Annotated in this window: 23 protein-coding genes; 15 read left to right on the top strand and 8 right to left on the bottom strand. The window is 68.3% G+C overall.

The window, feature by feature from the left end; genetic code table 11:
• Window positions 1-56: 56 nt before the first annotated feature.
• The 4 genes from AB0F51_RS27570 to AB0F51_RS27555 are packed head-to-tail and all read left to right on the top strand — an operon-like array spanning window position 57 to window position 3,520.
• Window positions 57-1,055 carry an iron ABC transporter permease gene (locus AB0F51_RS27570; protein ID WP_360284575.1) on the top strand — a complete coding sequence of 333 codons (999 nt, stop codon included), beginning with the start codon at window positions 57-59 and terminating at the stop codon, window positions 1,053-1,055.
• The gene (locus tag AB0F51_RS27565; RefSeq protein WP_360284574.1) at window positions 1,052-2,080 is read left to right on the top strand and encodes an iron ABC transporter permease; all 1,029 of its coding nucleotides are present in this window, start codon (window positions 1,052-1,054) and stop codon (window positions 2,078-2,080) included. Before AB0F51_RS27570 ends, AB0F51_RS27565 begins: the two co-directional genes overlap by 4 nt.
• Before the next feature lie 4 nt (window positions 2,081-2,084).
• Complete coding sequence (locus AB0F51_RS27560; protein WP_360284572.1) at window positions 2,085-2,861, top strand: ABC transporter ATP-binding protein; 777 nt, start codon at window positions 2,085-2,087, stop codon at window positions 2,859-2,861.
• Window positions 2,858-3,520, top strand: a complete 663-nt coding sequence (locus AB0F51_RS27555) for a (2Fe-2S)-binding protein (RefSeq protein ID WP_360284570.1) — start codon at window positions 2,858-2,860, stop codon at window positions 3,518-3,520. Before AB0F51_RS27560 ends, AB0F51_RS27555 begins: the two co-directional genes overlap by 4 nt.
• Here the strand turns inward: AB0F51_RS27555 and AB0F51_RS27550 are convergent.
• Window positions 3,510-4,580 carry an FAD-dependent oxidoreductase gene (locus AB0F51_RS27550; protein WP_360284568.1) on the bottom strand — a complete coding sequence of 357 codons (1,071 nt, stop codon included), beginning with the start codon at window positions 4,578-4,580 and terminating at the stop codon, window positions 3,510-3,512. The two genes, AB0F51_RS27555 and AB0F51_RS27550, sit on opposite strands and share 11 nt — an antisense overlap.
• Window positions 4,581-4,800: 220 nt before the next feature.
• On the opposite strand from AB0F51_RS27550, the gene AB0F51_RS27545 reads away from it, so the two are divergent.
• Genes AB0F51_RS27545 through egtD form a run of 4 tightly spaced genes read left to right on the top strand, consistent with a single transcriptional unit; the run spans window position 4,801 to window position 9,063 of the window.
• Window positions 4,801-6,024, top strand: a complete 1,224-nt coding sequence (locus AB0F51_RS27545; RefSeq protein ID WP_360284566.1) for a glutamate-cysteine ligase family protein — start codon at window positions 4,801-4,803, stop codon at window positions 6,022-6,024.
• Window positions 6,021-7,355 carry an ergothioneine biosynthesis protein EgtB gene (gene egtB / locus AB0F51_RS27540; protein WP_360284565.1) on the top strand — a complete coding sequence of 445 codons (1,335 nt, stop codon included), beginning with the start codon at window positions 6,021-6,023 and terminating at the stop codon, window positions 7,353-7,355. Before AB0F51_RS27545 ends, egtB begins: the two co-directional genes overlap by 4 nt.
• Entirely contained in the window at window positions 7,355-8,101 is a 747-nt protein-coding gene (gene egtC / locus AB0F51_RS27535; protein ID WP_360284564.1) for an ergothioneine biosynthesis protein EgtC, read from the top strand. Before egtB ends, egtC begins: the two co-directional genes overlap by 1 nt.
• Complete coding sequence (gene egtD, locus AB0F51_RS27530; RefSeq protein WP_360284562.1) at window positions 8,098-9,063, top strand: L-histidine N(alpha)-methyltransferase; 966 nt, start codon at window positions 8,098-8,100, stop codon at window positions 9,061-9,063. Before egtC ends, egtD begins: the two co-directional genes overlap by 4 nt.
• Window positions 9,064-9,083: 20 nt before the next feature.
• Here the strand turns inward: egtD and AB0F51_RS27525 are convergent, their stop codons facing one another.
• On the bottom strand, window positions 9,084-10,520 hold the full coding sequence (locus AB0F51_RS27525; RefSeq protein WP_360284561.1) for an MFS transporter: 1,437 nt from the start codon (window positions 10,518-10,520) through the stop codon (window positions 9,084-9,086).
• A 101-nt stretch (window positions 10,521-10,621) separates the two neighbouring features.
• Here AB0F51_RS27525 and AB0F51_RS27520 point away from each other — a divergent pair, with 101 nt between their 5' ends.
• Entirely contained in the window at window positions 10,622-11,461 is an 840-nt protein-coding gene (locus AB0F51_RS27520) for a helix-turn-helix transcriptional regulator (protein WP_360284559.1), read from the top strand.
• Here AB0F51_RS27520 and AB0F51_RS27515 read toward each other — a convergent pair.
• Genes AB0F51_RS27515 through AB0F51_RS27505 form a run of 3 tightly spaced genes read right to left on the bottom strand, consistent with a single transcriptional unit; the run spans window position 11,458 to window position 14,634 of the window.
• Window positions 11,458-12,756, bottom strand: a complete 1,299-nt coding sequence (locus tag AB0F51_RS27515; protein ID WP_360284558.1) for an extracellular solute-binding protein — start codon at window positions 12,754-12,756, stop codon at window positions 11,458-11,460. The genes AB0F51_RS27520 and AB0F51_RS27515 overlap by 4 nt on opposite strands.
• Window positions 12,757-12,779: 23 nt before the next feature.
• On the bottom strand, window positions 12,780-13,703 hold the full coding sequence (locus tag AB0F51_RS27510) for a carbohydrate ABC transporter permease (protein ID WP_360284557.1): 924 nt from the start codon (window positions 13,701-13,703) through the stop codon (window positions 12,780-12,782).
• Window positions 13,684-14,634, bottom strand: coding sequence for a sugar ABC transporter permease (locus AB0F51_RS27505; protein ID WP_360284556.1), 951 nt, complete (start codon window positions 14,632-14,634; stop codon window positions 13,684-13,686). Before AB0F51_RS27505 ends, AB0F51_RS27510 begins: the two co-directional genes overlap by 20 nt.
• A gap of 123 nt (window positions 14,635-14,757) precedes the next feature.
• Here AB0F51_RS27505 and AB0F51_RS27500 point away from each other — a divergent pair, with 123 nt between their 5' ends.
• Window positions 14,758-15,756, top strand: coding sequence for a LacI family DNA-binding transcriptional regulator (locus AB0F51_RS27500; protein WP_360284555.1), 999 nt, complete (start codon window positions 14,758-14,760; stop codon window positions 15,754-15,756).
• Window positions 15,753-16,520 (top strand): alpha/beta hydrolase, encoded by a 768-nt coding sequence (locus tag AB0F51_RS27495; protein WP_360284553.1) that lies wholly within the window; start codon window positions 15,753-15,755, stop codon window positions 16,518-16,520. The genes AB0F51_RS27500 and AB0F51_RS27495 overlap by 4 nt, the downstream gene beginning before the upstream one ends.
• A 29-nt stretch (window positions 16,521-16,549) precedes the next feature.
• On the opposite strand, the gene AB0F51_RS27490 is transcribed toward AB0F51_RS27495, so the two are convergent.
• Together AB0F51_RS27490 and AB0F51_RS27485 are read right to left on the bottom strand one after the other, a co-directional pair.
• The gene (locus tag AB0F51_RS27490; protein WP_360284552.1) at window positions 16,550-17,245 is read right to left on the bottom strand and encodes a CHAP domain-containing protein; all 696 of its coding nucleotides are present in this window, start codon (window positions 17,243-17,245) and stop codon (window positions 16,550-16,552) included.
• Between the two features lie 91 nt (window positions 17,246-17,336).
• On the bottom strand, window positions 17,337-17,813 hold the full coding sequence (locus AB0F51_RS27485) for a CHAP domain-containing protein (RefSeq protein ID WP_360284551.1): 477 nt from the start codon (window positions 17,811-17,813) through the stop codon (window positions 17,337-17,339).
• A gap of 148 nt (window positions 17,814-17,961) precedes the next feature.
• Here AB0F51_RS27485 and AB0F51_RS27480 point away from each other — a divergent pair, with 148 nt between their 5' ends.
• A complete protein-coding gene (locus AB0F51_RS27480; protein ID WP_360284550.1) occupies window positions 17,962-18,654 on the top strand; it encodes an NBR1-Ig-like domain-containing protein in 693 nt (230 codons plus the stop codon).
• Window positions 18,655-18,931: 277 nt separating this feature from the next.
• Window positions 18,932-20,797, top strand: coding sequence for an alpha/beta fold hydrolase (locus tag AB0F51_RS27475; RefSeq protein ID WP_360284548.1), 1,866 nt, complete (start codon window positions 18,932-18,934; stop codon window positions 20,795-20,797).
• A 40-nt stretch (window positions 20,798-20,837) separates the two neighbouring features.
• Here AB0F51_RS27475 and AB0F51_RS27470 read toward each other — a convergent pair whose 3' ends face one another.
• A complete protein-coding gene (locus tag AB0F51_RS27470; protein WP_360284547.1) occupies window positions 20,838-21,332 on the bottom strand; it encodes a MarR family transcriptional regulator in 495 nt (164 codons plus the stop codon).
• 65 nt (window positions 21,333-21,397) lie between these two features.
• On the opposite strand from AB0F51_RS27470, the gene AB0F51_RS27465 reads away from it, so the two are divergent.
• Together AB0F51_RS27465 and AB0F51_RS27460 are read left to right on the top strand one after the other, a co-directional pair.
• On the top strand, window positions 21,398-22,318 hold the full coding sequence (locus tag AB0F51_RS27465; protein WP_360284546.1) for an ABC transporter ATP-binding protein: 921 nt from the start codon (window positions 21,398-21,400) through the stop codon (window positions 22,316-22,318).
• A complete protein-coding gene (locus AB0F51_RS27460) occupies window positions 22,315-23,913 on the top strand; it encodes an ABC transporter permease (protein ID WP_360284544.1) in 1,599 nt (532 codons plus the stop codon). Before AB0F51_RS27465 ends, AB0F51_RS27460 begins: the two co-directional genes overlap by 4 nt.
• Window positions 23,914-23,932: the final 19 nt, after the last annotated feature.

Below are 23,932 nucleotides of genomic sequence, written 5' to 3'. Positions count from 1 at the left end.
CTCACCTAACAAAGCCCGCTGTCCGGAGAGTGGTAAGGGTCACCTAAGGTGTGGGGATGCGTGGTGGGTGGGTGGGCCGGCCGGTGGCCTTGGGGTTGCTGGTGGTCGGGGTGGTCGTCGTGTTTGCGGCGAGCCTGGCTTTGGGGTCCCGGTGGCTTGGGATGGGCGCGGTTTGGCATGCGCTCACCGCGGACAGCGGGTCTGATGCGGATGTGATCGTGCGGAGTCTGCGGTTGCCGCGGACGACCGTGGGGGTGCTGGTGGGGGCTTGTCTCGGGGTGGCTGGGGCGTTGATGCAGGGGCATACGCGCAACGCGCTGGCCGAGCCGGGGATCTTCGGGGTGAGTGCTGGAGCCGCGTTCGCGGTGGTGCTGGGGTTGCAGGTCGGGGTGGTCGAGTCTGTCGGGTCGACGGTCTGGTGTGCGTTGATCGGCGCGCTCATCGCCACCTTCGGGGTGCAGCGGCTGGCGTCGCGGGGGAGTGGGGCGTCGCCGGTCGGGCTGGCGCTGACGGGAGCCGCGGTAGCCGCGTTGCTGGGGGCAATGACCTCGGCGATCGTTTTGCTGGACGCGAACACCCTTGACGGCTACCGGTTCTGGGCAGTCGGGTCCGTGGCCGGCCGTGGCTTCGACGTCGCCGGGCAGGTGCTGCCGTTCGCGGTGATCGGATTGTTGCTAGCGGCAATCAATGCGAGGGACCTCGATCTGCTGGCCTTGGGCGACGATGTGGCGGCCGGTCTCGGGCTGTCGATCAAACGGGCCAGGCTCGTTGGGCTGCTCGCGATCGGACTGCTGACCGCTGCCGGGGTGGCTGCCTGTGGACCGATCGGCTTTCTCGGACTGCTCGCGGGTCACGTCGCCAGGAGGATCTTCGGTGCCCGCAACAGCTGGCTGGTCCCCGCGTCGGCCCTGATCGGTGCCGCCGCGCTGGTCACCGCCGACCTGGTCGGCCGGCTGGTCGGTGGGGCCGGCGAGGTGCAAGCGGGCGTAGTACTGGGGATTGTCGGTGCGCCGCTGTTCGTGATGGTCGTGCGGCGCCGGGCGGTAGTCCTGTGAACCCACGCACGGTGGTCCTGACGGCCACCTTTGCCCTACTGGCCGTTGCCCTTGCCCTGGTCAGCCTCAGCGTCGGTACTACGAAACTCCCGCTGGCTGACGTGGTCCAGTCGCTGCTGGGCGGCGGCGACGGCGGTACTCGCCTGATCGTGCTCGAACTCCGCCTGCCTCGGGTGGCGACCGGATTGCTCGTGGGAATCGCCTTCGCAGTCTCCGGCGCCCTCCTGCAAACCTTGGCCCGCAACGCGCTCGCCAGTCCCGACATAGTCGGTGTGAACTCGGGCGCCTCGGCAGCAGCGGTCGCTGTGATCGTCCTGGCCGGCACCGGCGGCGGCAACATCTCCGGCTTCGCCGCACAAGTAGGCATCCCGCTGGCAGCCATCATCGGCGGCCTGCTGGCCACCGCCGTCGTCGGAGCCCTCTCCATCCAGCGCGGCGTCATCGATGCGGGCCGGATCGTCCTGATCGGTGTCGGCGTGGCAGCAGCGGCCAACTCGCTGGTCGCCTGGTTGCTGGTGATCGGAGACGTCACCGACGCCGGCCGAGCGGCCGCCTGGCTCGCCGGGTCCCTGAACGCAAGGACCTGGTCCGACGCGACACCTGTCGGCATAGCCGTCCTCCTGCTGCTACCGGTCGCCATGATGTTCAACCGCGACCTGGACGCGCTAGTACTGGGTGACGACGTGGCCTCCTCACTAGGTGTCCGCGTGTCCCGAGTGCGGATCGCCCTGCTCGTCATCGCCACCGTGCTGGCCGCTATGGCGACCTCGGGCGCAGGCCCGATCGCCTTCATCGCTCTGGTGGCGCCGCAGATCGCCCAGCGGCTGGCAAAGACGGAAAGACCGCCACTGCTCACTACTGCGATGCTCGGCGCGCTGTTCGTCACAGCAGCAGACCTGGTTGCCCGCAACGGCCTCGAAGTACTGCGGGTTGGCCCCTACGAACTCCCGGTCGGCGTAGTCACCGCAGCAGCCGGAGCGCCGTACCTGCTCTATCTCATCGGTCGTCAGCAGAAGGGACGGTGACCCGGTGCACGTAGAGAACCTGACCCTCGCGTACGGCGGCGACAAGCCGGTCGTGTCGGGGCTCTCCCTGGAGGTGCCGGCCGGGCAACTGACCGCGATCGTCGGCCCGAACGGTTCCGGCAAGTCCACCCTGCTGCGCGGCATGAGCCGCCTGATGGTTCCGCAGAGCGGCCGGGTCGTCCTGGACGGCAAGGACATCCACCAACTGCCGGCTCGTGAGCTCGCACGCCGGCTCGGCATCCTTCCCCAAGGCCCTGTCACCCCCGAGGGCATCACCGCCGCCGAACTGGTCTCCCGCGGTCGTCACCCGTACCGCGGGTTGTTCGCGCGGCTCAGTTCGGACGACGAGACCGCTATCGACGAGGCGCTCGCCGCTGTCGAACTCGTCGAGCTCCGGGACCGCCCTGTCGACCAGCTGTCCGGCGGCCAGCGGCAGCGGGTCTGGATCGCGATGGTGCTGGCGCAAGGGACGCAGCACCTGCTCCTGGACGAGCCGACCACCTACCTGGACCTCGCGCATGCAGTAGACGTCATGAACGTCGTCCACTCCGCAGCACACACGACCGGCCGCACTGTGGTCGTCGTACTGCACGACCTGACTCTCGCGGCGCAGTACGCGGATCACTTGGTCGTCATGGGCAACGGGGAGATCGCCGCGCAAGGCCCACCGGTGCAGGTACTGAGCGCAGAGCTGCTGCGGGAGGTGTTCGGTCTGCAGGCGACGGTGGTGGAAGTCGGGGGAGCACCTGTCGTGGTCCCGGACCGTAGGCTGGCTGTATGACGTACACCGCGAGCCGCCTCGCGGACCTGCTGGACGGCGAGGTGTCCTGGCTGTCGGTCCGTACTGCGTCCGCGGTGCCCGGCCCCGACTGGATCTCCTGCTCCGAGTTGCTCCAGGAGCAGTTGGCGGGTGGCGATCCGACGTACGCGTGGCGCACGGCGCTGCTGGACGACTACGGGCGCGAGTACGACATCGAGCCGCCAGTGCAGGTCGCGGCCATGTTCGTGCTGATGTGGTACGTCTCTGTGCCGTCCATGATCACCGGCCTCTCCACTGCACTGACAGGCGTTTCTCCCGACGTGTCACCCGAGGCACTGGCCTTCCGCAGGCATCCGACCGCGCACTACCCGACCGATGTCGCCCTGCTGTCCGACAAGACGGTCTCCCTCGAAGAAGCGGTCGTCCAGGTCGACCAGCACACCCGGGCCTTCACCGACTCCTACGAGCCGGGCGTGAAGCTGAGTTCTCTCCAGCGCCGAGGCGCGGTCGAGGACGAGCTTCGCGGCGCCATGAGGGTCCCCGAGGAGGCTGTGCACGCGGCCACCGCGGCCGAGGCCTTCGGCATCCGCCTCGACCAGGAGCTCCGCACATCCTGCTGCTTCTTCTACGCCCTCCCGAACGTCAAGGCCTGCGGCGGCTGCCCCCGCATCAAAGCCTGAACACCTCAGGCGCGGACCCGGCGCCGGTCACCAGCTCGCGAAGATAGTGCGCCACCAGGGGCACGAACTTGAACCCCTCGCCATGGAACCCGGCCGCCACACTGATCGGCCCGCGCCGGTCGATGATGAAATCCCCGCGCTCGGTGTTGTCGTAGAGGCAACTGATCGCCTCCGACCGCGTCACGTCCAGCCCCGGGAACCACTCCCGGACATACCCGGCCAACTCGGCGTCCCGTGCGGGTTCGACCTGGAAGTCCCGCTGGTCGAGCGAGATCCTCGGCCCGGTCGCGTGCAGCCCGACCTTCACGCCGTGCCCTTCCTCGAACACCCCGTACGCCCGCACGCGCCGATCCACGAAGACCGGCCACGGCGCGGACTCATCCACCGGCGCGAAGAACCGCGGCTGCTCCTGGGACGCCGAGATCGCCGGTACGTCGAGAGCACCGGCAAGAACCTGAGCAGTCCAAGGCCCAGCCGTCACCACCAACTGACGACCCCGTACTGCGCCCGCCGCCGTCTCGACCTCGACACCGTCCCCGGCAACCCGTACTCCGGTCGCCGCACACTGCGGGCGGAACTCCACCCCGAGTGAACCAGCAGACGCCCGGACCGCAGTCAACGCCTGCGAAGCCAGGGCTCGTCCCGACCAGGGCTGGTACAGCACCTGGGAGGAGAACCGCATCCCCGGCCAGCGCTCAGCAGCGGCCTCCGGCGCCAGTACGTCGTACGGGACCCCATGTCGCTCGAGCAGCGCCGCCGACTCGCCTACCTGCCGTTCGTCGAGACCGTGGTCGACACCGCCGACCGGGTCCAGCATCTGCACGCCGGTCTCGCTCTCCAGTTCCTCCCACAGCTCGCGCGCCCGTGCAGCCCGGAGCAGCTCGGCCTCGTCGTCGATCGCCAGCCGGAAGAGCCTGGTGCCGCCATGCGACCCACCACGCACATGCCCAAGCTCGTACTGCTCCAGCACGAGCACCTCACGGTCGGCTGCCGCGAGAGCGCGGGCCGCGGCCGAGCCCATCGCTCCGGCTCCGATCACGACGACGTCGTAGGTGTGCATAGCTTCTTCCTACCCGACAACCGGCCGGCACCAGTATTTCGCTCAGAGCAGAACGAATGCCCCGGCCGACCGGCTGAACAAGAATTGTCGGTGCCGCCCGGCACGATGGCGATCATGATTTCGACACAGTTCCGGGCGGCCCGGCCGGCCGCTGCCCCGTCACCGAGGGGTAACCCACAGTCGGTTGTCCACCTCCCCGGACGCGGTTAGGTTCGCTAGCGTGACCACGTCCGGCGAGTTCTCCGCGACGGCCCCGATCGGCTCCCGGGTGGAGGCCGAGGGTTACGTCGCGATGGTGTGTTTCAAGCACGGTCCGCCGTTGCTGCACGGTGTCGAGCTGGAGTGGACGGTGCACCATGCGGATGATCCGCACCGGCCCCTCGACGCCACCCACCTGAGCAAGGCCCTGGGCGCGCATGCGCCCGCGACCCTGGTCCGCGGCAGCCCGCAACTGCCACTCGGCCGGGGTTCTCTGGTCACCGTGGAGCCGGGTGGCCAGGTGGAGATCTCAGGCCCCGCCTCGGCCTTCGTGCCCGGGCTGATCGAGGACACCGTGGCCGACGTCGCGGAACTCACCAGCCTGCTGGCCGCCGAGAGCCTCGAGCCCGGCCGCCACGGCCTCGACGCCTTCCGGCCGCCCCGCCGAATCCTGACCGTTCCCCGGTACGCCGCGATGGAACGCGCCTTCGCGCGACTCGGTCCGCACGGCCCACGGATGATGTGCAGCACGGCGGGCCTGCAGGTCTGCCTGGACGCGGGCGAGGCAGACCAGACCGCACTGCGCTGGCGAGCCCTGCACGACCTCGGCCCCGCTCTGGTCGCGTTGTTCGCGAACTCACGGCACCGCGAGGGCGCCGACACCGGATGGGCGTCCGCCCGGACCGAGGCGACCTTCGGCACCTGCGCCCCCTTCACCGAACCACCGCCCCTGGACGGCGATCCAGCCGAGGCCTGGGCCCGTACTGCGATGGAAGCACCCGTGCTCTGCCTGCGTCGGGGAGAGACCTGGGACGCACCGGACGGCCTGACCTTCGGTGCCTGGGCAGAAGGTGCACTGGACGACAGACCGACGTACGGGGACCTGGACTATCACCTGTCGACGTTGTTCCCGCCCGTGCGGCCGCGCGGGTATCTGGAAGTCCGCTACCTCGACGCCCAGCCCGGGGACGGCTGGATCGCGCCGACTCTGCTCTTGTCCGCACTGTTGTCCGACCCGGCCGTCACCGACCAGGCACTGGCCGCCGCGGCTCCGGCTGCCGGTCGCTGGTTCCCCGCGGCCCGCGAGGGGCTGGACGACAAGCTCGTCCTGCAGGCCGCCCGCGACCTGGTCGAGCTGGCCACCACGAATCTGAGCCGGACCGGAGTGGATCAGGACCTGATCACCGAGGTCGGCGAACGGCTGCACTGCATCGTCGACGACACCCACAGAAGGCGAGCATCATGACCCACCAGTTGTCCGAGCTGACCGCCGAGGAGCTGCGCACGTTCGTCGCCGAGCAGCTGGAGCGCTCCCGCGCCCGGACCGTCCAGCTGACCGACGCGGTCGACACCGACGACCTGGTCCGCCAGCACTCCCGGCTGATGTCGCCGCTGGTCTGGGACTACGCGCACATCGGCAACCAGGAAGAGCTCTGGCTGGTCCGCGACGTCGGCGGCCGCGAACCGGTCCGGCAGGACATCGACGAGCTGTACGACGCGTTCATGCACGCCCGCGCGGATCGCCCGTCGCTGCCGTTGCTCGGCCCGGCCGAGACCCGGCAGTACGTCGTGGAGGTGCGCGACAAGGTGCTCGACGTGCTGGACCACGTGAAGTTCGGCGGCGACCGTGAGCTGGTCGAGAACGCCTTCGCGTTCGGCATGATCGTGCAGCACGAGCAGCAGCACGACGAGACGATGCTGGCGACCCACCAGCTCCGGACGGGCGCTCCAGTGCTCGACGCCCCCACGCCACCACCCGGCCGCCGGCTCGCGACACCCGAGGTGCTGGTGCCGGGTGGTGTCTTCGAGATGGGGACGTCGATCGAGCCCTGGGCGCTCGACAACGAGCGGCCCGCGCACCCGGTGCAGGTCGCGCCGTACGTGATCGACACGGCGCCGGTGAGCAACGGGGACTACCTGAAGTTCGTCACCGGTGGTGGTTACCAGGATCCGCAGTGGTGGTCCGAGGCCGGCTGGGCGCATGTGCAGAAGGCCTCGCTGGTCGCGCCGCGGTTCTGGGAGCTCGAAGACGGCAACTGGTTGCGGACCCGCTTCGGGCATCGCGAGCTGCTGCCGCTCGACGAGCCGGTCATGCATGTCTGTTTCTACGAAGCCGAGGCATATGCGAAGTGGGCGGGCAAGCGGCTGCCGACCGAGGAGGAGTGGGAGTTCGCGGCGCGGTACGACCCGGCGACCGGGCGGACGCGGCGCTTCCCGTGGGGCGACGAGAGCCCCGGCCCGCAGCACGCGAACCTCGGCCAGCGGCACCTGCGGCCGGCACCGATCGGGGCGTACCCGGCCGGCGCGTCACCGCTCGGCGTCGAGCAGTTGATCGGCGACATCTGGGAGTGGACCAGCAGCGACTTCAAGCCGTACCCGGGTTTCCGCGCCTTCCCGTACGACGAGTACTCGCTGGTCTTCTTCGGCACCGACTACAAGATGCTGCGCGGCGGTTCGTTCGGCACCGACGAGATCGTTGCCCGTGGCACCTTCCGGAACTGGGACTACCCGATCCGCCGGCAGATCTTCGCCGGTTTCCGCTGCGCCCGCGACCCCCGCCCCGAAGAGCTGCGCTGATGTGCCGGCACCTGGCCTACCTCGGTCCGCCGGTTCCGCTGTCCACACTGGTCATCGATCCACCACACTCGCTGTACCGCCAGAGCTGGGCGCCGGCCGACATGCGCGGCGGTGGCTCGGTCAATGCGGACGGCTTCGGGATCGGCTGGTACGTCGACGGTTCGGTCGTCCGCTATCGGCGCAGCGTGCCGATCTGGGCCGACGAGTCGTTGCCAGGACTGGCCTCGTCGATCCAGGCGAGCGCGGTGCTGGCCGCAGTACGGAACGGGACGGTCGGTTCGCCGCTGAACGAATCAGCCGTGGCGCCCTTCACCAGAGACCAGTGGTTGTTCAGTCACAACGGACTGATCAGCGGCTGGCCCGGCTCGGTCGCCAAGCTGGCCGAGTCGCTGCCCGTCACCGACCTGCTCACCCTCAACGCACCGATGGACTCTGCCCTCCTGTGGGCTCTCGTCCAAGACCGCCTGTACTCCGGTGCGCCTGCCGCCGAGGCGGTCGCATCGGTCGTCCGCGACGTCGCGGCGGCCGCACCGGAGTCGCGGCTGAACATCCTGCTCACCGACGGAGAGCAGATCGTCGCCACCACCTGGACGCACTCACTGTGGACCAGGCGGACGGCCGACGCGGTCGCCGTCAGCTCCGAGCCGTGGGCCGAGACCGGCTGGGAGCAGGTCCCCGACCACTCATTGCTCCTGGCAACCAAAAGCACGCTGGCCGTCACCCCTTTGATGGAAGGACGAGAGTGACTTCGATCGACATCCACCTGACTCCGGACTACGCCTCCCGCGCACTGCGGGAGGACGCCCGGGCCGGTCTGACGGCCGAGCCGAAGTGGCTCGCCCCGAAGTGGTTCTACGACGCCCGGGGCAGCGACCTGTTCGAGGAGATCACCCGGCTGCCGGAGTACTACCCGACCCGCGCCGAGCGGGAGATCCTCGACGCCCGGTCCGGCGAGATCGCGAAGCTGACCGGCGCGCACACGCTGGTCGAGCTCGGGTCCGGGTCGTCGGAGAAGACCCGGTTGCTGCTCGACGGGTTGCGCGACCACGGCACGCTGACCACCTTCGTGCCGTTGGACGTGTCGGAGTCGGCCTTGCGCGACGCGGCCGCCGCGATCAATGCCGACTATCCGGCGCTCACGGTGCACGGCGTGGTCGGCGACTTCACTGAGCACCTCGACAAGCTCCCCGGCGAGGCGCCCCGCGTGGTTGCCTTTCTCGGCGGGACGATCGGCAACCTGCTGCCAGCCGAGCGAGCCGAGTTCTACCGGTCCATCCACGACGTGCTGGAGCCGGGGGAGTGGTTGCTGCTCGGCACGGATCTGGTGAAGGACCCGGCCACCCTCGTCGCGGCGTACGACGACAGCGCCGGGGTGACCGCCGAGTTCAACCGGAACGTCCTGCGGGTGCTGAACCGCCAGCTCGGCGCGGACTTCGACGTGGAGGCGTTCAGTCACCGGGCCATCTGGGATCCGGAGAACGAGTGGATCGAGATGCACCTGCGCGCCGACCGGGCGATGCGGGTGCTGATCCCGGAGATCGGGCTCGAGGTCGACTTCGCCGAGGGCGAGGAGCTCAGTACCGAGGTGTCGGCCAAGTTCCGCCGCGACGGGGTCACGGCGGAACTGGACAAGGCCGGCTTCGCCCCCGGCGCCTGGTGGACCGACTCCGAGGACCGCTTCGCCCTCTCCCTCTGGCAAGCAACCTGATCAGCCGGCAAGCAACCTGATCAAAGCCGGCGGGGGAGGCGGGTGCTGATCGTCAGGGTGAGGATCACCAGGGCGGCCAGGGCGGCGAGGGTTTCGGCCATCGCCTTGCCCGGGTCGCCCTGGGCCGCTTCCAGGGAGAGGAACAGCGTGCCGATCACGGCAGCGCCCAGCGCGAGCGATGCCTGCTGGAAGGTGATCAGCGCTCCGCTGCCGACACCAGCGCGGTCACGGGGAAGATCGGCCAGCACGATGCGCAGGAACATCGGGATCTGCGAGCCGGAGGCGATCCCCCACAGGGCGAGTCCGGGGGCGAGGTCGAGAGCGGTCACGTTCGGCCAGCCGCGCAGTACCGTCACCCCCAGCACGACCACGGCGACCAAGTGGATCGACGCCGCGACGTGAATGACCCGGCTACCGAAGCGGCTGACCAGGCGTGGGCCGATGAGTGAGGCCGCCAGGTGGGTGACGGCCAGTGGGGCGAGGGTGAGGCCGGCCTGGACCGGACCGAACCGCAGGCCCTGCTGCAGCGCGATGGCCATCACGAACATGAAGCCGCCGAAGGCGATCATGAACGGCGCCATCAGACCGATGCCGATCCGTACTCCGGCGAAGCCGAACAGGCTGGGCGGCAGGAGCGGGAGCTGACCGGCTTCCTCCTTGCGCCGTTCGATCCGGAGGAAGGCGATGGTTGCCAGCGGGCAGATGGCCAGGCAGATCCAGGACCAGAGCGGCCAGCCGGCGGCCCGGCCCTCGCTGAGCGGTACGAGCAGTGCGGTCAGGGCGACCGCCAGCAGGACGGTGCCGGCGGCATCGATCGGTGCCGGGCGGTCGGACTTGGTGTCCGGGACGGTGCGCCAGGCGAGCAGGAAGCCGAGCAGGCCGATCGGGCCGTTGACGAGGAAGACGGCTCGCCAGCTGGTGCCCGCGAGGTCGGCGGCGACGAGGAGGCCACCGACGATCTGACCAACCACCATCGCGACACCGGCCATCGCGCCGTACAGGCTGACCGCGCGGTTGCGGCGGTCGCCGGAGGTGGTGGCGGCGATGGTGGCGAGGACCTGTGGGTTGAGCAGCGCGGCGGAGGCGCCTTGCACGATGCGGGCCGCGACGAGCACTTCGGCGGTGGGTGCCAGACCGCAGGCGAGCGAGCTGAGGGTGAAGGCGGTCATCGCGATCAGCAACAGCTTGCGCCGGCCGAAGGTGTCACCGAGCCGGCCGCCGAGGACGAGCAGGACCGCGAAGGCGACGCCATACCCCGCAACCACCAACTCCAGCAGAGCCGGCCCCGCCCGCAGTTCGCGCCCCATCGACGGCAACGCCACATTCACGATGAAGAAGTCGAGGATCGGCAGAGACGCGCAAGTCAACAAAGCGAACAGCCCAGCCCCGGACAAAGAGCTGGGATTGGATGGAGCCGTGGAAGGTGGTGCGGTGGGTGAGGAGGCGATGTCGGTCATAAGGTTGACGATCGCCGTCGGGTCAGGGTGGTACCAGAGTGTCTTTATCCTGGTACAACTACTACCTTGTACCAGGATCGTGCAGGGCTCATGCTGGTGGTGTGAGTGACCAGCGGCGGGCGGAGTTGGCGACCTTCCTGCGGAGCCGGCGGGAGCGGTTGACGCCCGAAGAGGTCGGGTTGCCGCGAGGACGACGGCGGCGTACTCCGGGGCTTCGGCGGGAAGAGGTCTCGCAGCTGGCCGCGATCGGGACCACCTGGTACACCTGGCTCGAGCAGGGGCGGGACATCCAGGTGTCGGCCGAGGTGCTGGACGCGATCGCGCGCACTCTCCGGCTGGACCAGAGCGAGCGGGAGCATCTGTTCGGGCTCGCCGGTTCGATCGACCCGAGCCCGGCCGCGGGGTACCTGCCGATCACCGCCGCGATCCGCGAACACCTCGACCAGCTGACCCCGCTGCCCGCCTGCGTGCAGAGCGGACGGTACGACATCCTCGCCTACAACGAGCCGTTCAGCCGGCTGATGTGCGACCTCGACGCGATCCCGCCCGAGGACCGCAACGTGATCTGGCTCGGCTTCACCAACGACGAGTGGAAGTCCCGGATGATCTCGGTCGAGCAGGTGCAGCGGCTGATGGCCGCCAAGTTCCGCGCCTCGATGACCGAGCACCTCGGCGACCCGAGCTGGAAGGCGCTGCTCAGCCGGCTCCAGGCGGCATCGCCGGAGTTCTGCGAGTACTGGGACCGCCACGACGTCCTGCGCGCCGGCAGCCAGATGAAGACCTATCGCCACCCGCAGTACGGGTTGCTGCAGTTGACGTCGACCAGCCTGTGGCTCGAGCCCGGACCGGCCCGGCCGCGGATGGTCACCTTCACCCCGGACAACGAAGAGACCCGGGAGAAGCTCAAGCTCCTCGCCGGGTCTCCGCTGGTGACCGTCTAGCCCTGGGACTTGATCAGGTCGTTGATCTTGCCGACGTAGGCCTGCAGGTCCGAGACCGGCTTCTTGCCGGTCAGGATCGGCTGGTACATCGCGGTGGTCAGGTCACCGACCTGGGACGCCCACTGGGTGGTGAAGCGAACCCCGACGGTCTTCTCGGTCGCGAGGTCCGCCTTCACCGTGTCGACGACGGTGGTCTGCCCGGCCTTGGTCAGAGCCTTGAAGTAGCTGTCCTGCGCCGGCGTGTAGGCCGGCGGAGCAACGGGCGAGGCCGGCAGCACGGCGTCCCACACCTTGGTGTTGATGTACTGGAGCACCTTGTACGACGCGTCCTCGTTCGCCGTGTACTGCGGGGTGCAGATGCCGACCGAGTCGTACAGCGTGGCCGGGCTGTTCACCTGCGGGAAGGGCGCGAACCCGTACTTGATCTTCGGCTTGTCGGTCTGGAACCCAGCCGCCAGCCACTGACCGCCGAACATCATCGGCACCTTGCCACCGGAGAACAGCGCCGGCACGTTCGACGCGTCGTACCCGGGCGGTGCGACCGCGCCGGACTTGATCGCCGCGGCCAGCTTCTCCACGCCCTCGGTGAACTTGGCGTCCGCCTCGGCCTTGGTCGGGCGGTTCACGTTGTCGGTGAACGGTGCGCCACCAGCGGACACCGAGTACATGCTCATCGTGAACGGCGCGTCCAGCGAGGTGAGCTGGTCCGCGACCAGCCCGTACTTCGCCCCGCCCTTGTTGGCCAGCTTGCCGGCGGCGGAGTACATGTCGTCCCAGCTCCAGCCGGCCTTCGGCTCGGGAATGCCGGCCGCCTTGAAGGCGTCGGCGTTGTACCAGACGCCGTAGGTGTTCATCAGCGACGGCAGGCCACCCATCTGGCCGTCACCGGTCTTCCAGTTCTCCATCGCCGAGCCGACGAACTTGTCCGCCTTGAAGTCGCCGTCACCGTCGCTGATCCGCTTCGACCAGTCGACCAGCAGGCCCTGTGAGGTGTACTGCTGCTCGGTGTCGTTGCCGCACCAGAACAGGTCGGGCAGCTTCTTCGCCTGGGTCAGCGACGCGAGTTTGTCGCCGTACCCGCCGCTCGGGGTGTCGACCAGCTGGACCTTGATGTTGTCGTCCTGGAAGCCTTCGAGGGCCTTCTTGATGGCCGTGTTCGTCTCGGGCGTCTCCCATGTCATCACCGTCACGGTGACCGGGCCGTCGGACTTGCCGCCGGAGTCCGATCCGCCGCACGCGGCCGTTGCGGTCAGCAACCCGGCGCAGGCCAGGGAGGTACCGATGATCCTTTTCACTGTTGAGCTCCTCAGGGGTGAAGTCACTTCTGCGTCGTGCTGCCCAGGGAGCCGAGGCCCTGGATGAAGTAGCGCTGCGCGGCGAAGAACAGGATCAGCGGCGGCAGCATGTAGAGCAGGTTGGTGGCCATGTAGTAGCTCCAGTTCGGCGTCTGCCCGGCGAACGGCGAGACGAACTGGGCCATCCCGACCGACAACGGCCACTTGTCGGCGGAGTACAGGTAGACCAGCGGGTTGAGGAAGTCGTTCCAGGAGGCCTGGAAGGCGAGGATGGCCATCGTGATCCAGGCCGGCCGGGTCAGTGGCAGCATCACGCTGACGAAGATCCGCAGGTGCCCGGCGCCGTCGATCTTGGCCGCCTCGTCGATCGAGTACGGGATGGCCAGGAAGTACTGCCGGGCCAGGAAGATGAACAGCGGGTTGCCGCCGAAGAAGGCCGGCACGATCAGCGGCAGCCAGGTGTCGTACCAGCCGATGCTCTTGTACAGCTGGAACAACGGGATCAGCCCCACCACGCCGGGCAGCAGCATGCTGCCGACGAACAGGTAGAACCACAGCTTGCGGCCGGGGAAGCGCAGCCGGGCCAGCGCGTACCCGGCCATCATCGCGGTCATCACCCCGCCGAGCACGCTCAGCACGGTGATGATCGTTGAGTTGAGCAACAGTCGCGGGAAGTGGATCGCCTGCGGGCCGTCCAGGAAGTTCTGCCAGTGGAACTCGTGCGGCAGCAACCTCGGCGGTACTTCGAAGACCGCGTTGCGGCTCTTCAGGCCGATGGTGATCATCCACAGCAGCGGCACGATCATCACCGCGCAGATGAACAACGCCGTTGCGTACCACGTTGTAACGCGGAGCGGCCGTTGGCCGGTACTACGCCGTGGCCGGGCGGCGGCCCGGGTCAGCGCGGGGGCGACGGTCTCGGCGGGGTCAGTCGGGAGTGTTGTCACTGTAGGTCCAGAGCGAGGAGAACTTCGCGGTCAGGGCGATCACGGCGATGATGACGATGAACAGCACCCACACCTGGGCCGAGGCGTAGCCCAGTTGCGGGACCCGGCCCAGGTTGGAGAAGCCGTTGTTGTAGATCGACAGCATCAACACGTTGGTACTGAAGCCGGGGCCACCGTTGGTGAGGATCTTCGGCTGGTTGAAGGTCTGCAGTGCGGCCGTCGTCTGCAGGATCACCTGCAGCAACATGATCGGGCTGATCATCGGCAGGGTGATCCGGAAGAACACCGAGTACTGGCCGGCGCCGTCGACGCGGGCCGCCTCGTACAGCTCGGTCGGCACCGCTTGCAGTGCGGCCAGGAAGATGATCATCGTGCCGCCGACACCCCACAGCATCACGATCACGATCGACGGCATCGACATCGACGGGCTCTGCAGCCAGGTGCTGGTCGGCACGCCGAGCTTGTCCAGCAGGGTGTTCGCCAGTCCCACTTGGGGATTGAGGATGAACTTCCACAGCGTGATGGTCGCGACCGCGGGCAGGACGACGGGCAGGTAAGCCAGCGTCCGCACGATCCGGACGCCCGCGAAGCGCTGGTTGCAGAACATCGCCAGGGCGAGCCCGATCGCCAGTGACAGCGGTACGTACAGGATCACCAGGTAGGCGGTGGCCCGCAGCGACGGCCAGAACGCGGGGTCGACGGTGAACAGCCGGCGGAAGTTGCCCAGGCCGACGAACACCGGATCGGTCAGGCCGTTGTACTTCGTCAGGGACAGGTAGAACGACCGGACCAGCGGATAGACCACGAAGACGGTGAACCCGACGATGGCCGGTGCGATGAACAGATACGCGGCCCTGGTATCGGATCCGGCGTTCCGGCTGAGGCCGCCCCCTCTCGTTCGGATCCGGCTCCGGCGTCCGTCACGATTCACTCCCGCCTCCTGGACGGTAACGTTTCCAAAGTTTACTGTGAGGTGACGATGCCGTGCCCTGAGAGGGAAGTCAACCCTGTGTCCGAAACGTTTCCAAAGCAATCCGGGTCTGCTCGGCCGACGATGATCGACGTGGCCAAGCGGGCCGGCGTGGGGTTGGGCACGGTGTCCCGGGTGGTGAACGGCGGCGCCGGCGTCCGGGACGAGACCGCCAGCCGGGTGCGGGCCGCGATCGACGAACTGGGGTTCCAGCGCAACGAGGTCGCCCGGGCGCTCCGGCCGGGCAAGAAGTCGTCCAGCCTCGCGCTGGTGCTCGGTGACCTGACCAACCCGTTCTACGCGACCATCGCGAAGGCCTCGCTCGAGGTGGCCGGGCAGGACGGTTTCGCGGTCGTGCTCGGCTCGGTCGACGAGGATCCCGAGGGGGAGCGGAGGGCGATCCAGGAGCTGATCGGGCGTCAGGTGGCCGGCTTGATGATCGTGCCGGACCAAGGGGATCACTCGTTCCTGGCCGGGGCCGGGGTACCGGTGGTGTTCGTGGACCGGCCGGCGCACGGGATCGAGGCCGACATCGTGATGGTCGACAACGAGGGCGGCGGCAAGCTGGCCACGGAACACCTGCTACGGCAGGGCCACGAACGGATCGCGATCCTGCTCGCGCCGTCGTACTACACGACCGGACGACGGTTGCGGGGCTATCGACGCGCTTGCCGCGCTGCCGGGGTCGAGGTCGACGAGAGTCTGGTCGTCCAGTTGCCCGAAGGAACTGCTGAGGCCGCGGAGAAGGCGACCCGCGAACTGATGCACCGCCCCGACGCACCGACCGCGTTGTTTGCCTCCACCAACTTCCTCACCGAGGGCGTCCTGCGCGCGCTGCGCGAAGTCACAGCGCCGCCTGGAGTTGGCGAGCCGGCAGTCGTCGGCTTCGACGACTTCCGCATGGCCGACATGTTGCCGACCCCTGTCACGGTCGTTGCCTCCGACATCGCCGAACTAGGCCGCACCGCCGCCCGCCTCCTCCTCGACCGAGCCTCGAAAACCGACACCCGCCCACCCCAACGCATCGTCCTCCCCTGCCAACTGATCCAACGCGGCTCAGGAGAGCTGGCGTTGCCGAAGTGATCAGCCACGTTGACGACCTGCCGGTCTACTACGAGTCCTTCGGCGAAGGCAGGCCGATCATCTTCCTGCCCGGCTGGGGAAACGCCAACGGCGAAGGCCGCGACATCCACGAGCCCGTCTTCGGCTCACACCCCGGTTGGCGACGCATCTACATCGACCCACCCGGCACCGGCCAAACACCGTCCCGCCCGTGGATCACCAACCAGGACGGCATGCTCGCCGTCCTGTCTCGCGCCGTCGACGACGTGGTGGGCGAAACCCCCTTCGCCCTCGCCGGTACGTCGGCCGGCGCGTTGCATGCTCGCGGCATCGTCCACCGCGACCCCGCCCGCATCCTCGGCCTGCTACTCCGCGTCCCCGGCGTGATCGTGGATCGCACGCAGCGAACGCTTCCTGCCGACGACCCAACGGTCTGGGACGCGGACTACCTCTCGGCTCTCCAGGTGAAACAAGACCTGTACTACGACCCGGCGGAGGCGATGGCCGACCTGGAGTTCCTCGGCGGCATCCAGAGTGACGTCTCGAAGTACCGGCTGAGCGTCGAGCCTCGGGCGCGACTCGAGGTGCCGACACTCATCGTCACCGGGCGGCAGGACACGATGACCGGGTACGCCGATGCTTGGCCGTTGGTGGATGACTACCCGCGCGCGACGTACGCAGTACTGGATCGGGCCGGGCATGATCTGCCGGTGGATGACGGCGGCTTGTATCAGGCCTTGGTTCGCGACTGGCTGACCCGGATGGAACAGCACCCAGGCGCTTGAGGGGCGGTGCGCCTGGGTGCTGGGTCCACTCAGAAGTTGGGCCAGGCCCAGCCGAGGTAGTTGGAGAAGTAGGGGAGTTTGGCCAGGCCGATGCCGCCTCTGACGCTGGTGGCCCAGAAGTAGCCGTCGCCGCGGGCGACGCCGACGTGGCCGTACGGAGCGGCCAGGTCCCAGAAGACCAGGGCGCCCTTGGGTGGGTTGAGGTCACCGCGATGGGCTACGCCGCGCGCCACCGCGTCGTTCCAGTCGGCCTTGGCCGAGGCCCAGATGCCGGTCTTGCCGTAGGAGTTCTCGGCCGCCATCTCGCAGTACCCCTGGAAAGCGGTCGAGCCGTTGCGGGCGGCGTACCAGGCGATGGCTTTGTCGGCGCGGGGGTTGTTCGTGCACAGCGGCGCGACCAGACCGCTGCTGCCGGTGTTGACGTAGGAGTCGGAGATGAAGCCCTTGCCGGGGATGTGGTCCCAGATCAGGCTGCGGCCGTACTTGCCGGTCACCGGTTCGCCGTAAACCTGGCAGTCGATCTGGACGGTGCCGTTCGGTTGAGTGCCGACCGCACCGAACGTGGTGGCGTTGCCGGAGCGGATGGTCACCCCGGTGCCGGAGTCGGTGACCACGGTGCCGGTGGCAGCGTGTGCCGGGAGGGCCGCGCCGCCGACGAGGGCGACGCCGCCGAGCAGGGCAGTGGCGGTGAGACGGGAGACGGTACGGAGGAGGGCGGTCCGCATGAGATTGTTCCCTTCTGGGAGAGTGCAACACTCGCAGGGAATCAGAGCGTGGCGGAGTTGTCGCAGTGGGCAACGATCCGCCCGCGCCGACTCAGAAGTTCGGCCAGGCCCAGCCGAGGTAGCTGGAGAAGTACGGCAAGCGGGCCTTGCCGATCCGGCCGTTCACGCTGGTGGCCCAGAAGGTGCCGTCCCCAACAGCCAGGCCGACGTGCCCGTAAGCGCTGATGTTCCAGAAGACGAGGGCGCCCCTCGGCGGGTTCAGGTCGCCTCGGTGAGCGACGCCGCGGCGTACGGCGTCGTTCCAGTTCGCAATGGCCGAGGCATAGATTCCGGTCCGGCCATAGGCATTCTCGACGGCCTTCTCGCAGTAACCCTGATAGGCGGTCGAACCGTTGCGGGCCGAGAACCAGGCGACCGCGTTGTCCGCCCTGGACTGCGGTACGGCGGTGACACTGGCAACCGTCGGCGCGGCGGGTGCCGGAGCGGCTTGCGCCGGCAGGACCGCACCGACGAGGGCGGCGGCGCCGGCCAGGGCGGTAATGGTGGCGCGGGCGAGGAAAGATTTCATGAGGTTTTCCTTTCGCTGCTTGGCGAATTCGAGCTGACCCGCAGACAATCAGACAGTGATCGCGTTGTCGCAGCGGGCAACCGGAAACTGAATAACCATCACTTGATAAAGTGTGTAGATTACTAACCGTGAGAGCGGGGAGTGCGGCGTGCGACCAGCTCAGGCTCGCTTCGTGATCGGCTGCCGGATGCGGGAGCTGCGGGAGGCCGCGGGCGTCCCGTTGACCAAGGCCGCTGTGCTGTCCGGCTGGGACAAGGGACACCTGTCCCGGGTCGAGCGCGGCCACACCAAACCGAGCCGCGAACTGATCGAGTGGTACGACGACTCCTTCGGTGCCGGCAGCGCGCTGGTGAACCAGTTGATGGAGCTCGACGCCGCAGTACGGGCCGGCAAGGACACCTCGATGCGGGACATGCGCCGGCGCGACTCGATGCCGCATCCGATGCTGCTGGGCGGTTCGGTTCCCGCTGATCACGACCCTGAGGACCGGGCAGAACTCGTGGGTGAGACCGTTCCCGACGGCACCCGGGTCTGCCGGGACGAGGAGTTCGAGAAGACCTGGCAGATCCGCAACAGCGGCGAGAGTCGCTGGCACGACCGCTGGCTGACCAGACAAGGAGCAGCCGGTACGCCGGGCTGGCTCCGCTCCCCGTCGCGCGCACGCCTGCCGGACGCAGTACCGGGGGAGATCGTGACGGTCCGGATGAGGTTGCAGGCGCCGTCCCAGATCGGTGCCTCGACGGCCTATTTCAAGATCACCGACGAAGCCGGCCGCCTCTACTATCCGGGGCTCGAGTCGCCGCCGCTCTACTGCACGATCTTCACTGTTTACGATCTGTAGTGCCCTGTGTCCGGAGTTATTTGGCGCTTGGGGCGCCCAGGCACGCACCTCACGGCACTTGACGAGCATCCACGATGCTCCGCATCGAGGAAACTCCTCAAGCACCGCGATGCACGCACCTGGACACCGCAATCACTCAAATAACTCCGAACACAGGGCACTAGCTGCGGGTTTGCCCTTGACGTAGCACCGAGGTTGGCCTGATCTCTGTTGCTGGAGGTCGTCGGGCGAATACGTTGCTGGTTTCCTGTCCGCCTGAACACAGGGAGACCTCAGCGTGCTCAGCCCTCGCAAGATCGCCACGGCAGCCGCCGTCGCGCTGGTAGTTCCGTTGCTCACCGCGACCACTGCCATCTCAGCCTCCGCTGCCGGTCCGAAGGATCCGCCGGTTCCTTCCATCCCGCAGCGTTATCTCGACCAGCCGATCACCTGGTCGGTCTGTTCGTTCGATGCCGCGGTCAAGCGGCTTTACCCGCAGGCGCCCACCACGAACTGCGCCAAGGTCAAGGTCCCGATGGACTGGGCCCACCCGGACGCGCACCCCGACATCGAGGTCGCCATCTCGCACAGCAAAGCGACCGGTACGTCGAAGGGCCTGATGACCACCAACCCGGGTGGCCCGGGTGGCGCCGGTCTCTCGCTGTCGGCCGCGCTGGCCGCCGAGAAGCCGCAGCTGTTCAGCGACTTCGACCTGGTCGGCTTCGACCCGCGAGGGTTCGGCCAGAGCACTCCGTTGCAGTGCATCACCACGGCCGAGGCGCTCAACGCGCTGCCGGTGACGCCGGACTACAAGGAGCGCACGAAGCTCACCCACCAGGTCGAGGTGGCCGAGGCCAAGCTGCAGGCCGACGCCTGCGCCGCGACGGAGTACGGTCAGTTCGTCAGCAGCCAGCAGACCGTCTACGACATGGACTTCGTCCGGGCCCTGTTCAAGGCGCGGCAGCTGAACTTCATCGGCTACAGCTACGGCACCTGGCTCGGCGGCTGGTACGCCGACACCTACCCGTCGCGGGTCGGGCGGTTCGTGCTCGACTCGAACATGGACTGGACCCACACCCAGTGGGACAACGTGAACTTCGACCCGTTCTCCGGCCAGCGCCGCCGCGACACCCAGCTGTTCCCCTGGATCGCCCGGCACGCCGACCAGATCACCGGACTCGGCAAGACGCCGGCCCAGGTGACCGCGAAGTACAACGGGATCCGCGCCTCGCTGACCACGCTGGTCAAGGCCGGTGAGAGCTCGGTCCGCGGTGACGACCTGGACGGCAAGATCTACAGCGCGATCTACGGCAACACCCGGTTCATCCGGGCCACGCTCGACATCCTGGTCGCCGACGAGTTCGCCAAGGCCCCGTCCGACTCGGGTGAGGTCGAGCTGGGACACGTCGACCGCGCCTGGGCCCGGCTCGCGCCGAACCTGCAGGCCTACGACACGCTCGCCGCGCTCCGTGCCCGGTACGGCGTGTCCGCGACCGCTTCGGCGGACCTGAAGGCGGCGACCCAGGTCGACTCGATGAAGAGTGTGATCGCCGATGCCCGCGCGGTCGCGGCGAAGGCGACGTCCGGTGACCAGCCGGTGAACCTCGGCGCGATCGGTACCACGGTCCGCTGCAACGACACCGCCTGGAACAAGGACCCGAAGTTCTACCTCAAGGAAGCCGACAAGATGGCGAAGAAGTACGACTTCTTCGGCTACATGAACGGCGTCCCGATGTGCGCGTTCTGGAAGTACGCGCCGCAGGACCGCACCCTCGACCTCAAGGGGTCGCCGCGGATGCTGATGGTCCAGGGCGAGCTCGACCCGGCGACGTCGTACGAGGGGGCCTGGCGGACGCACACCGACACCTCGGCCGCCACCCGGTTCGTGGCGATCGACGACGAGGGACAGCACGGTCAGTACGTCGGCTCGGCGTCGTCGTGCGCCGAGGCGATCGGTGACAAGTTCGTCTTCACCGGCGAACTGCCCGGCAAGAACCAGGTCTGCGGTACGACGCCGCTGCCCGAGGAACTGTCCGTCTACCCGGTCAGGGGTCCGGTGGACGGCAAGTCCGTGCACCTGCCGAAGTCGAAGGCCGGTAACACCAAGGTGAACCCCCTGCTCCAGCAGGCGATCGACACCGTCGCGGCGTCCGCGCTGCGGTAGTCAGAACGGTTTGCGGCTGGGGGCCCGTCCGTCCGGGCCCTCAGCTGTTCTCCGCGTCGATCTCCGCCTTGCGCTTGATCCAGCGCTCGGTGATGCCGTCGACCTCTTCCTGGATGAACTCGAGAAATCCCAAGGTGGCTCGAAGTCGCTGCTGCGACTCGCTGCCCTCGCCCGCGTTCTCCAGCATCCGCCTGATGATCTCCTCCCAGCGCACCAGCTGGCGGTCGCGCCGCATCATGCTCTGGTACCAGAAGTCGTCCTGGACGACGTAGATGTCGCGCCGGCTGCCGGGCTCCCGCTCCCGGCTGGCCATCCCCAGCTGCAGCAGGAATCGCACCGCGCCCGAGATCGCGGCCGGGCTGGCCTGCAGCTGCTCGGACAACTCGGCGGCCGTCATCCGGCCGCTCTCGCTGCCCAGGACGGCGGCGAAGATCCGGGCCGGCATCCGCGGCCAGCCGGAGTCGACGAGCACGTTGGCGAACTGCTCGGCGTACTGCCGGACGGCGGCCTCGTCGCGTGCTCTGGGTGCGCTCACCGGCCCATCATCTCCTGACATTCTCAAGATTCACAATTTTCTGAATGAAGTGTATGTTCTGAATTATGACATCAGCCATCGTGGTCTCCGGACTGCACAAGTCGTACGGCAGTACGCACGCCCTCGACGGTCTCGACCTGGAGGTCGCCACCGGAGAGGTGCACGGCTTTCTCGGCCCGAACGGCGCCGGGAAGTCCACCACCATCAGGGTCCTGCTCGGTCTGCTGAAGGGTGACGAGGGTGACGTGTCGCTGCTCGGCGGCGACCCCTGGCGCGACGCGGCCACGCTGCACCGGCGGCTGGCCTACGTCCCCGGTGACGTGAACCTGTGGCCGAACCTGACCGGCGGCGAGGTGATCGACCTGCTCGGCCGGTTGCGCGGCGGGCTGGACCCGAAGAAGCGCGACGACCTGCTGCGCCGCTTCGACCTCGACCCGACCAAGAAGGGCCGGACCTACTCCAAGGGCAACCGGCAGAAGGTCGCGCTGGTCGCCGCGCTCGCCTCCGACGTCGAGCTGCTGATCCTCGACGAACCCACCTCCGGCCTCGACCCGCTGATGGAAGAAGTCTTCCGCCAGTGCATCGAGGAGGAGCGCGGCCGCAACCGCACGGTGCTGCTGTCCAGCCACATCCTGTCCGAGGTCGAGGCGCTGTGTGACCGGATCAGCATCATCCGCCGCGGCAAGGTGGTCGAGACCGGCACGCTGGCCGACCTGCGGCACCTGACCCGCACGTCGATCCAGGCCGAGCTGGCCGGTTCGCCCAACGGACTGGCCCAGCTGCCCGGTGTCCACAGCCTCGACATCGAGGGCAACCGGGTGCGCTGCGAGGTCGACACCGCACAGCTCGACGGTGTGATGAAGCAGCTGTCGGCCAGCGGCATCAAGAGCCTGGTCGCCCAGCCGCCGACGCTGGAGGAGCTCTTCCTGCGGCACTACGAGGACGACGTCGCCGCGGCAACGGACTCGGTGGCGGCCGCGCGATGAACGACTTCGCTGGTACTGCGACCCTGGTGCGGCTCGCGCTCCGGCGCGACCGGGTGATCCTGCCGGTGTGGATCCTGGTCTTCGTCTCGATGGCCGCCGGCTCGGCCAAGGCGTCGATCGACCTCTACCCCGACGTGGCGTCGCGACTGCAAGCCGCTGAGACGTCGAACGCGTCACCGGCCCTGGTTTCCTTGTACGGAAGGATTTTCGACCCCACCTCGCTCGGCGCGCTCTCGTTGTTCAAGCTGACCGCGTTCGGCGCCCTGCTGGTCGGGCTGCTGGCTGCGATGCTCGTGGTCCGGCACACCCGAGCCGAGGAGGAGAGCGGCCGGCTGGAGCTGCTGAGCGCCGGAGTACTGGGCCGGTACGCCGCCCTCACGGCCGCGTTGATCGTCTCGGCCGCCACCGTGATCGTGCTGGGCCTGCTGACCGCGGTGAGCCTGATCGGGACCGGTCTGCCGGCGGGCGGCTCCTTCGCCTTCGGCCTCACCTGGATCTCGGCCGGCCTGGTCTTCGCCGGAGTCGGTGGGCTGACGGCCCAGCTGACCGAAGGCGCCCGGACCGCAAATGGCTTCACCGCGATCGTGCTGGGCGTCAGCTACGTACTGCGCGCTCTCGGCGACTCGGACGCGGACGGCGGCACCGGTTGGATCTCCTGGCTCTCGCCGATCGGCTGGGCCCAGCAGATCCGCCCGTACGCCGGTGATCGCTGGCTGGTCGCGTTGGCTCCGCTCGCCTTGCTGGTCGTTCTAGTGGCCGCTGCCTTCGCCTTGATCCGCCGTCGGGACGTTGGTGCCGGTCTGGTCCGGCCGCGGCCCGGTCCGGCGACTGCCGCGCCCTCGTTGCGGTCACCTCTGGCGCTGGCCTGGCGGCTGCATCGCGGGTCGCTGTTCGCGTGGGGGTTCGCCTTTCTGCTGCTGGGCTTGCTGGTCGGCAGCATCGCCTCCAACGTGGACGGGTTCGTCACGAGTGACGGCGCCAAGGAGCTGATGGAGAAACTCGGTGGCGTAAACGGCCTCACCGACGCGTTCCTCTCGACCGAGATGGGGATGATGGGGTTGCTCGCCTCGGCGTACGGGATCCAGGCGGCGCTCCGGCTCCGCTCCGAGGAGTCCGCTCTCCGGGCTGAGCCGCTGCTGGCAACGGGCGTCACGCGGTACCAGTGGCTGGCCAGCCACCTGCTGATGGCGCTGCTCGGCACCGGAGTACTGGTTCTCCTCGGTGGTCTCGGGTCCGGCATCTCCAGCGGTGCGTCGCTGGGGAACCTGGGTCGCCAACTGCCGCGGATGCTGGCCGCCGGCGCTGTCCAGTTGCCGGCGATCTGGCTGGTCACCGCGTTGGTGGTGCTCCTCTTCGGGCTGGCACCCAAGCTGGTCACGGTGGCGTGGGGCCTGTTCGGGGCGTTCCTGCTGATCGGGCAGTTCGGATCGCTCTTCGATTTGCCGCAAGGGGTGATGGACGTCTCGCCGTACGCGCACACGCCGCGCCTGCCCGGTGGTGAGTTCTCCGCCACACCGGTGGTGGTGCTCGCGGCGATCGGGCTGGGTCTGCTGCTGGTGGGGTCCGTCTCGTTCCGCCGACGGGACGTGGGCTGAGGACGGCTGCCGCTTACGA

The sequence above is a fragment of the Kribbella sp. NPDC023855 genome, from assembly GCF_040639475.1.
Taxonomy (GTDB): Bacteria; Actinomycetota; Actinomycetes; order Propionibacteriales; family Kribbellaceae; genus Kribbella.
The sequence above is the reverse complement of the archived record's forward strand: the minus strand, read 5'-3'. Positions and strand labels throughout refer to the sequence as shown.

Coding starts and splice junctions, on each gene's coding strand:
- AB0F51_RS27570 (WP_360284575.1), top strand. CDS start 57: ATGCGTGGTGGGTGGGTGGGCCGGCCGGTGGCCTTGGGGTTGCTGGTG.
- AB0F51_RS27555 (WP_360284570.1), top strand. CDS start 2,858: ATGACGTACACCGCGAGCCGCCTCGCGGACCTGCTGGACGGCGAGGTG.
- AB0F51_RS27550 (WP_360284568.1), bottom strand. CDS start 4,580: ATGCACACCTACGACGTCGTCGTGATCGGAGCCGGAGCGATGGGCTCG.
- egtB (WP_360284565.1), top strand. CDS start 6,021: ATGACCCACCAGTTGTCCGAGCTGACCGCCGAGGAGCTGCGCACGTTC.
- egtC (WP_360284564.1), top strand. CDS start 7,355: ATGTGCCGGCACCTGGCCTACCTCGGTCCGCCGGTTCCGCTGTCCACA.
- AB0F51_RS27525 (WP_360284561.1), bottom strand. CDS start 10,520: ATGACCGACATCGCCTCCTCACCCACCGCACCACCTTCCACGGCTCCA.
- AB0F51_RS27500 (WP_360284555.1), top strand. CDS start 14,758: ATGATCGACGTGGCCAAGCGGGCCGGCGTGGGGTTGGGCACGGTGTCC.
- AB0F51_RS27490 (WP_360284552.1), bottom strand. CDS start 17,245: ATGCGGACCGCCCTCCTCCGTACCGTCTCCCGTCTCACCGCCACTGCC.
- AB0F51_RS27485 (WP_360284551.1), bottom strand. CDS start 17,813: ATGAAATCTTTCCTCGCCCGCGCCACCATTACCGCCCTGGCCGGCGCC.
- AB0F51_RS27465 (WP_360284546.1), top strand. CDS start 21,398: ATGACATCAGCCATCGTGGTCTCCGGACTGCACAAGTCGTACGGCAGT.
- AB0F51_RS27460 (WP_360284544.1), top strand. CDS start 22,315: ATGAACGACTTCGCTGGTACTGCGACCCTGGTGCGGCTCGCGCTCCGG.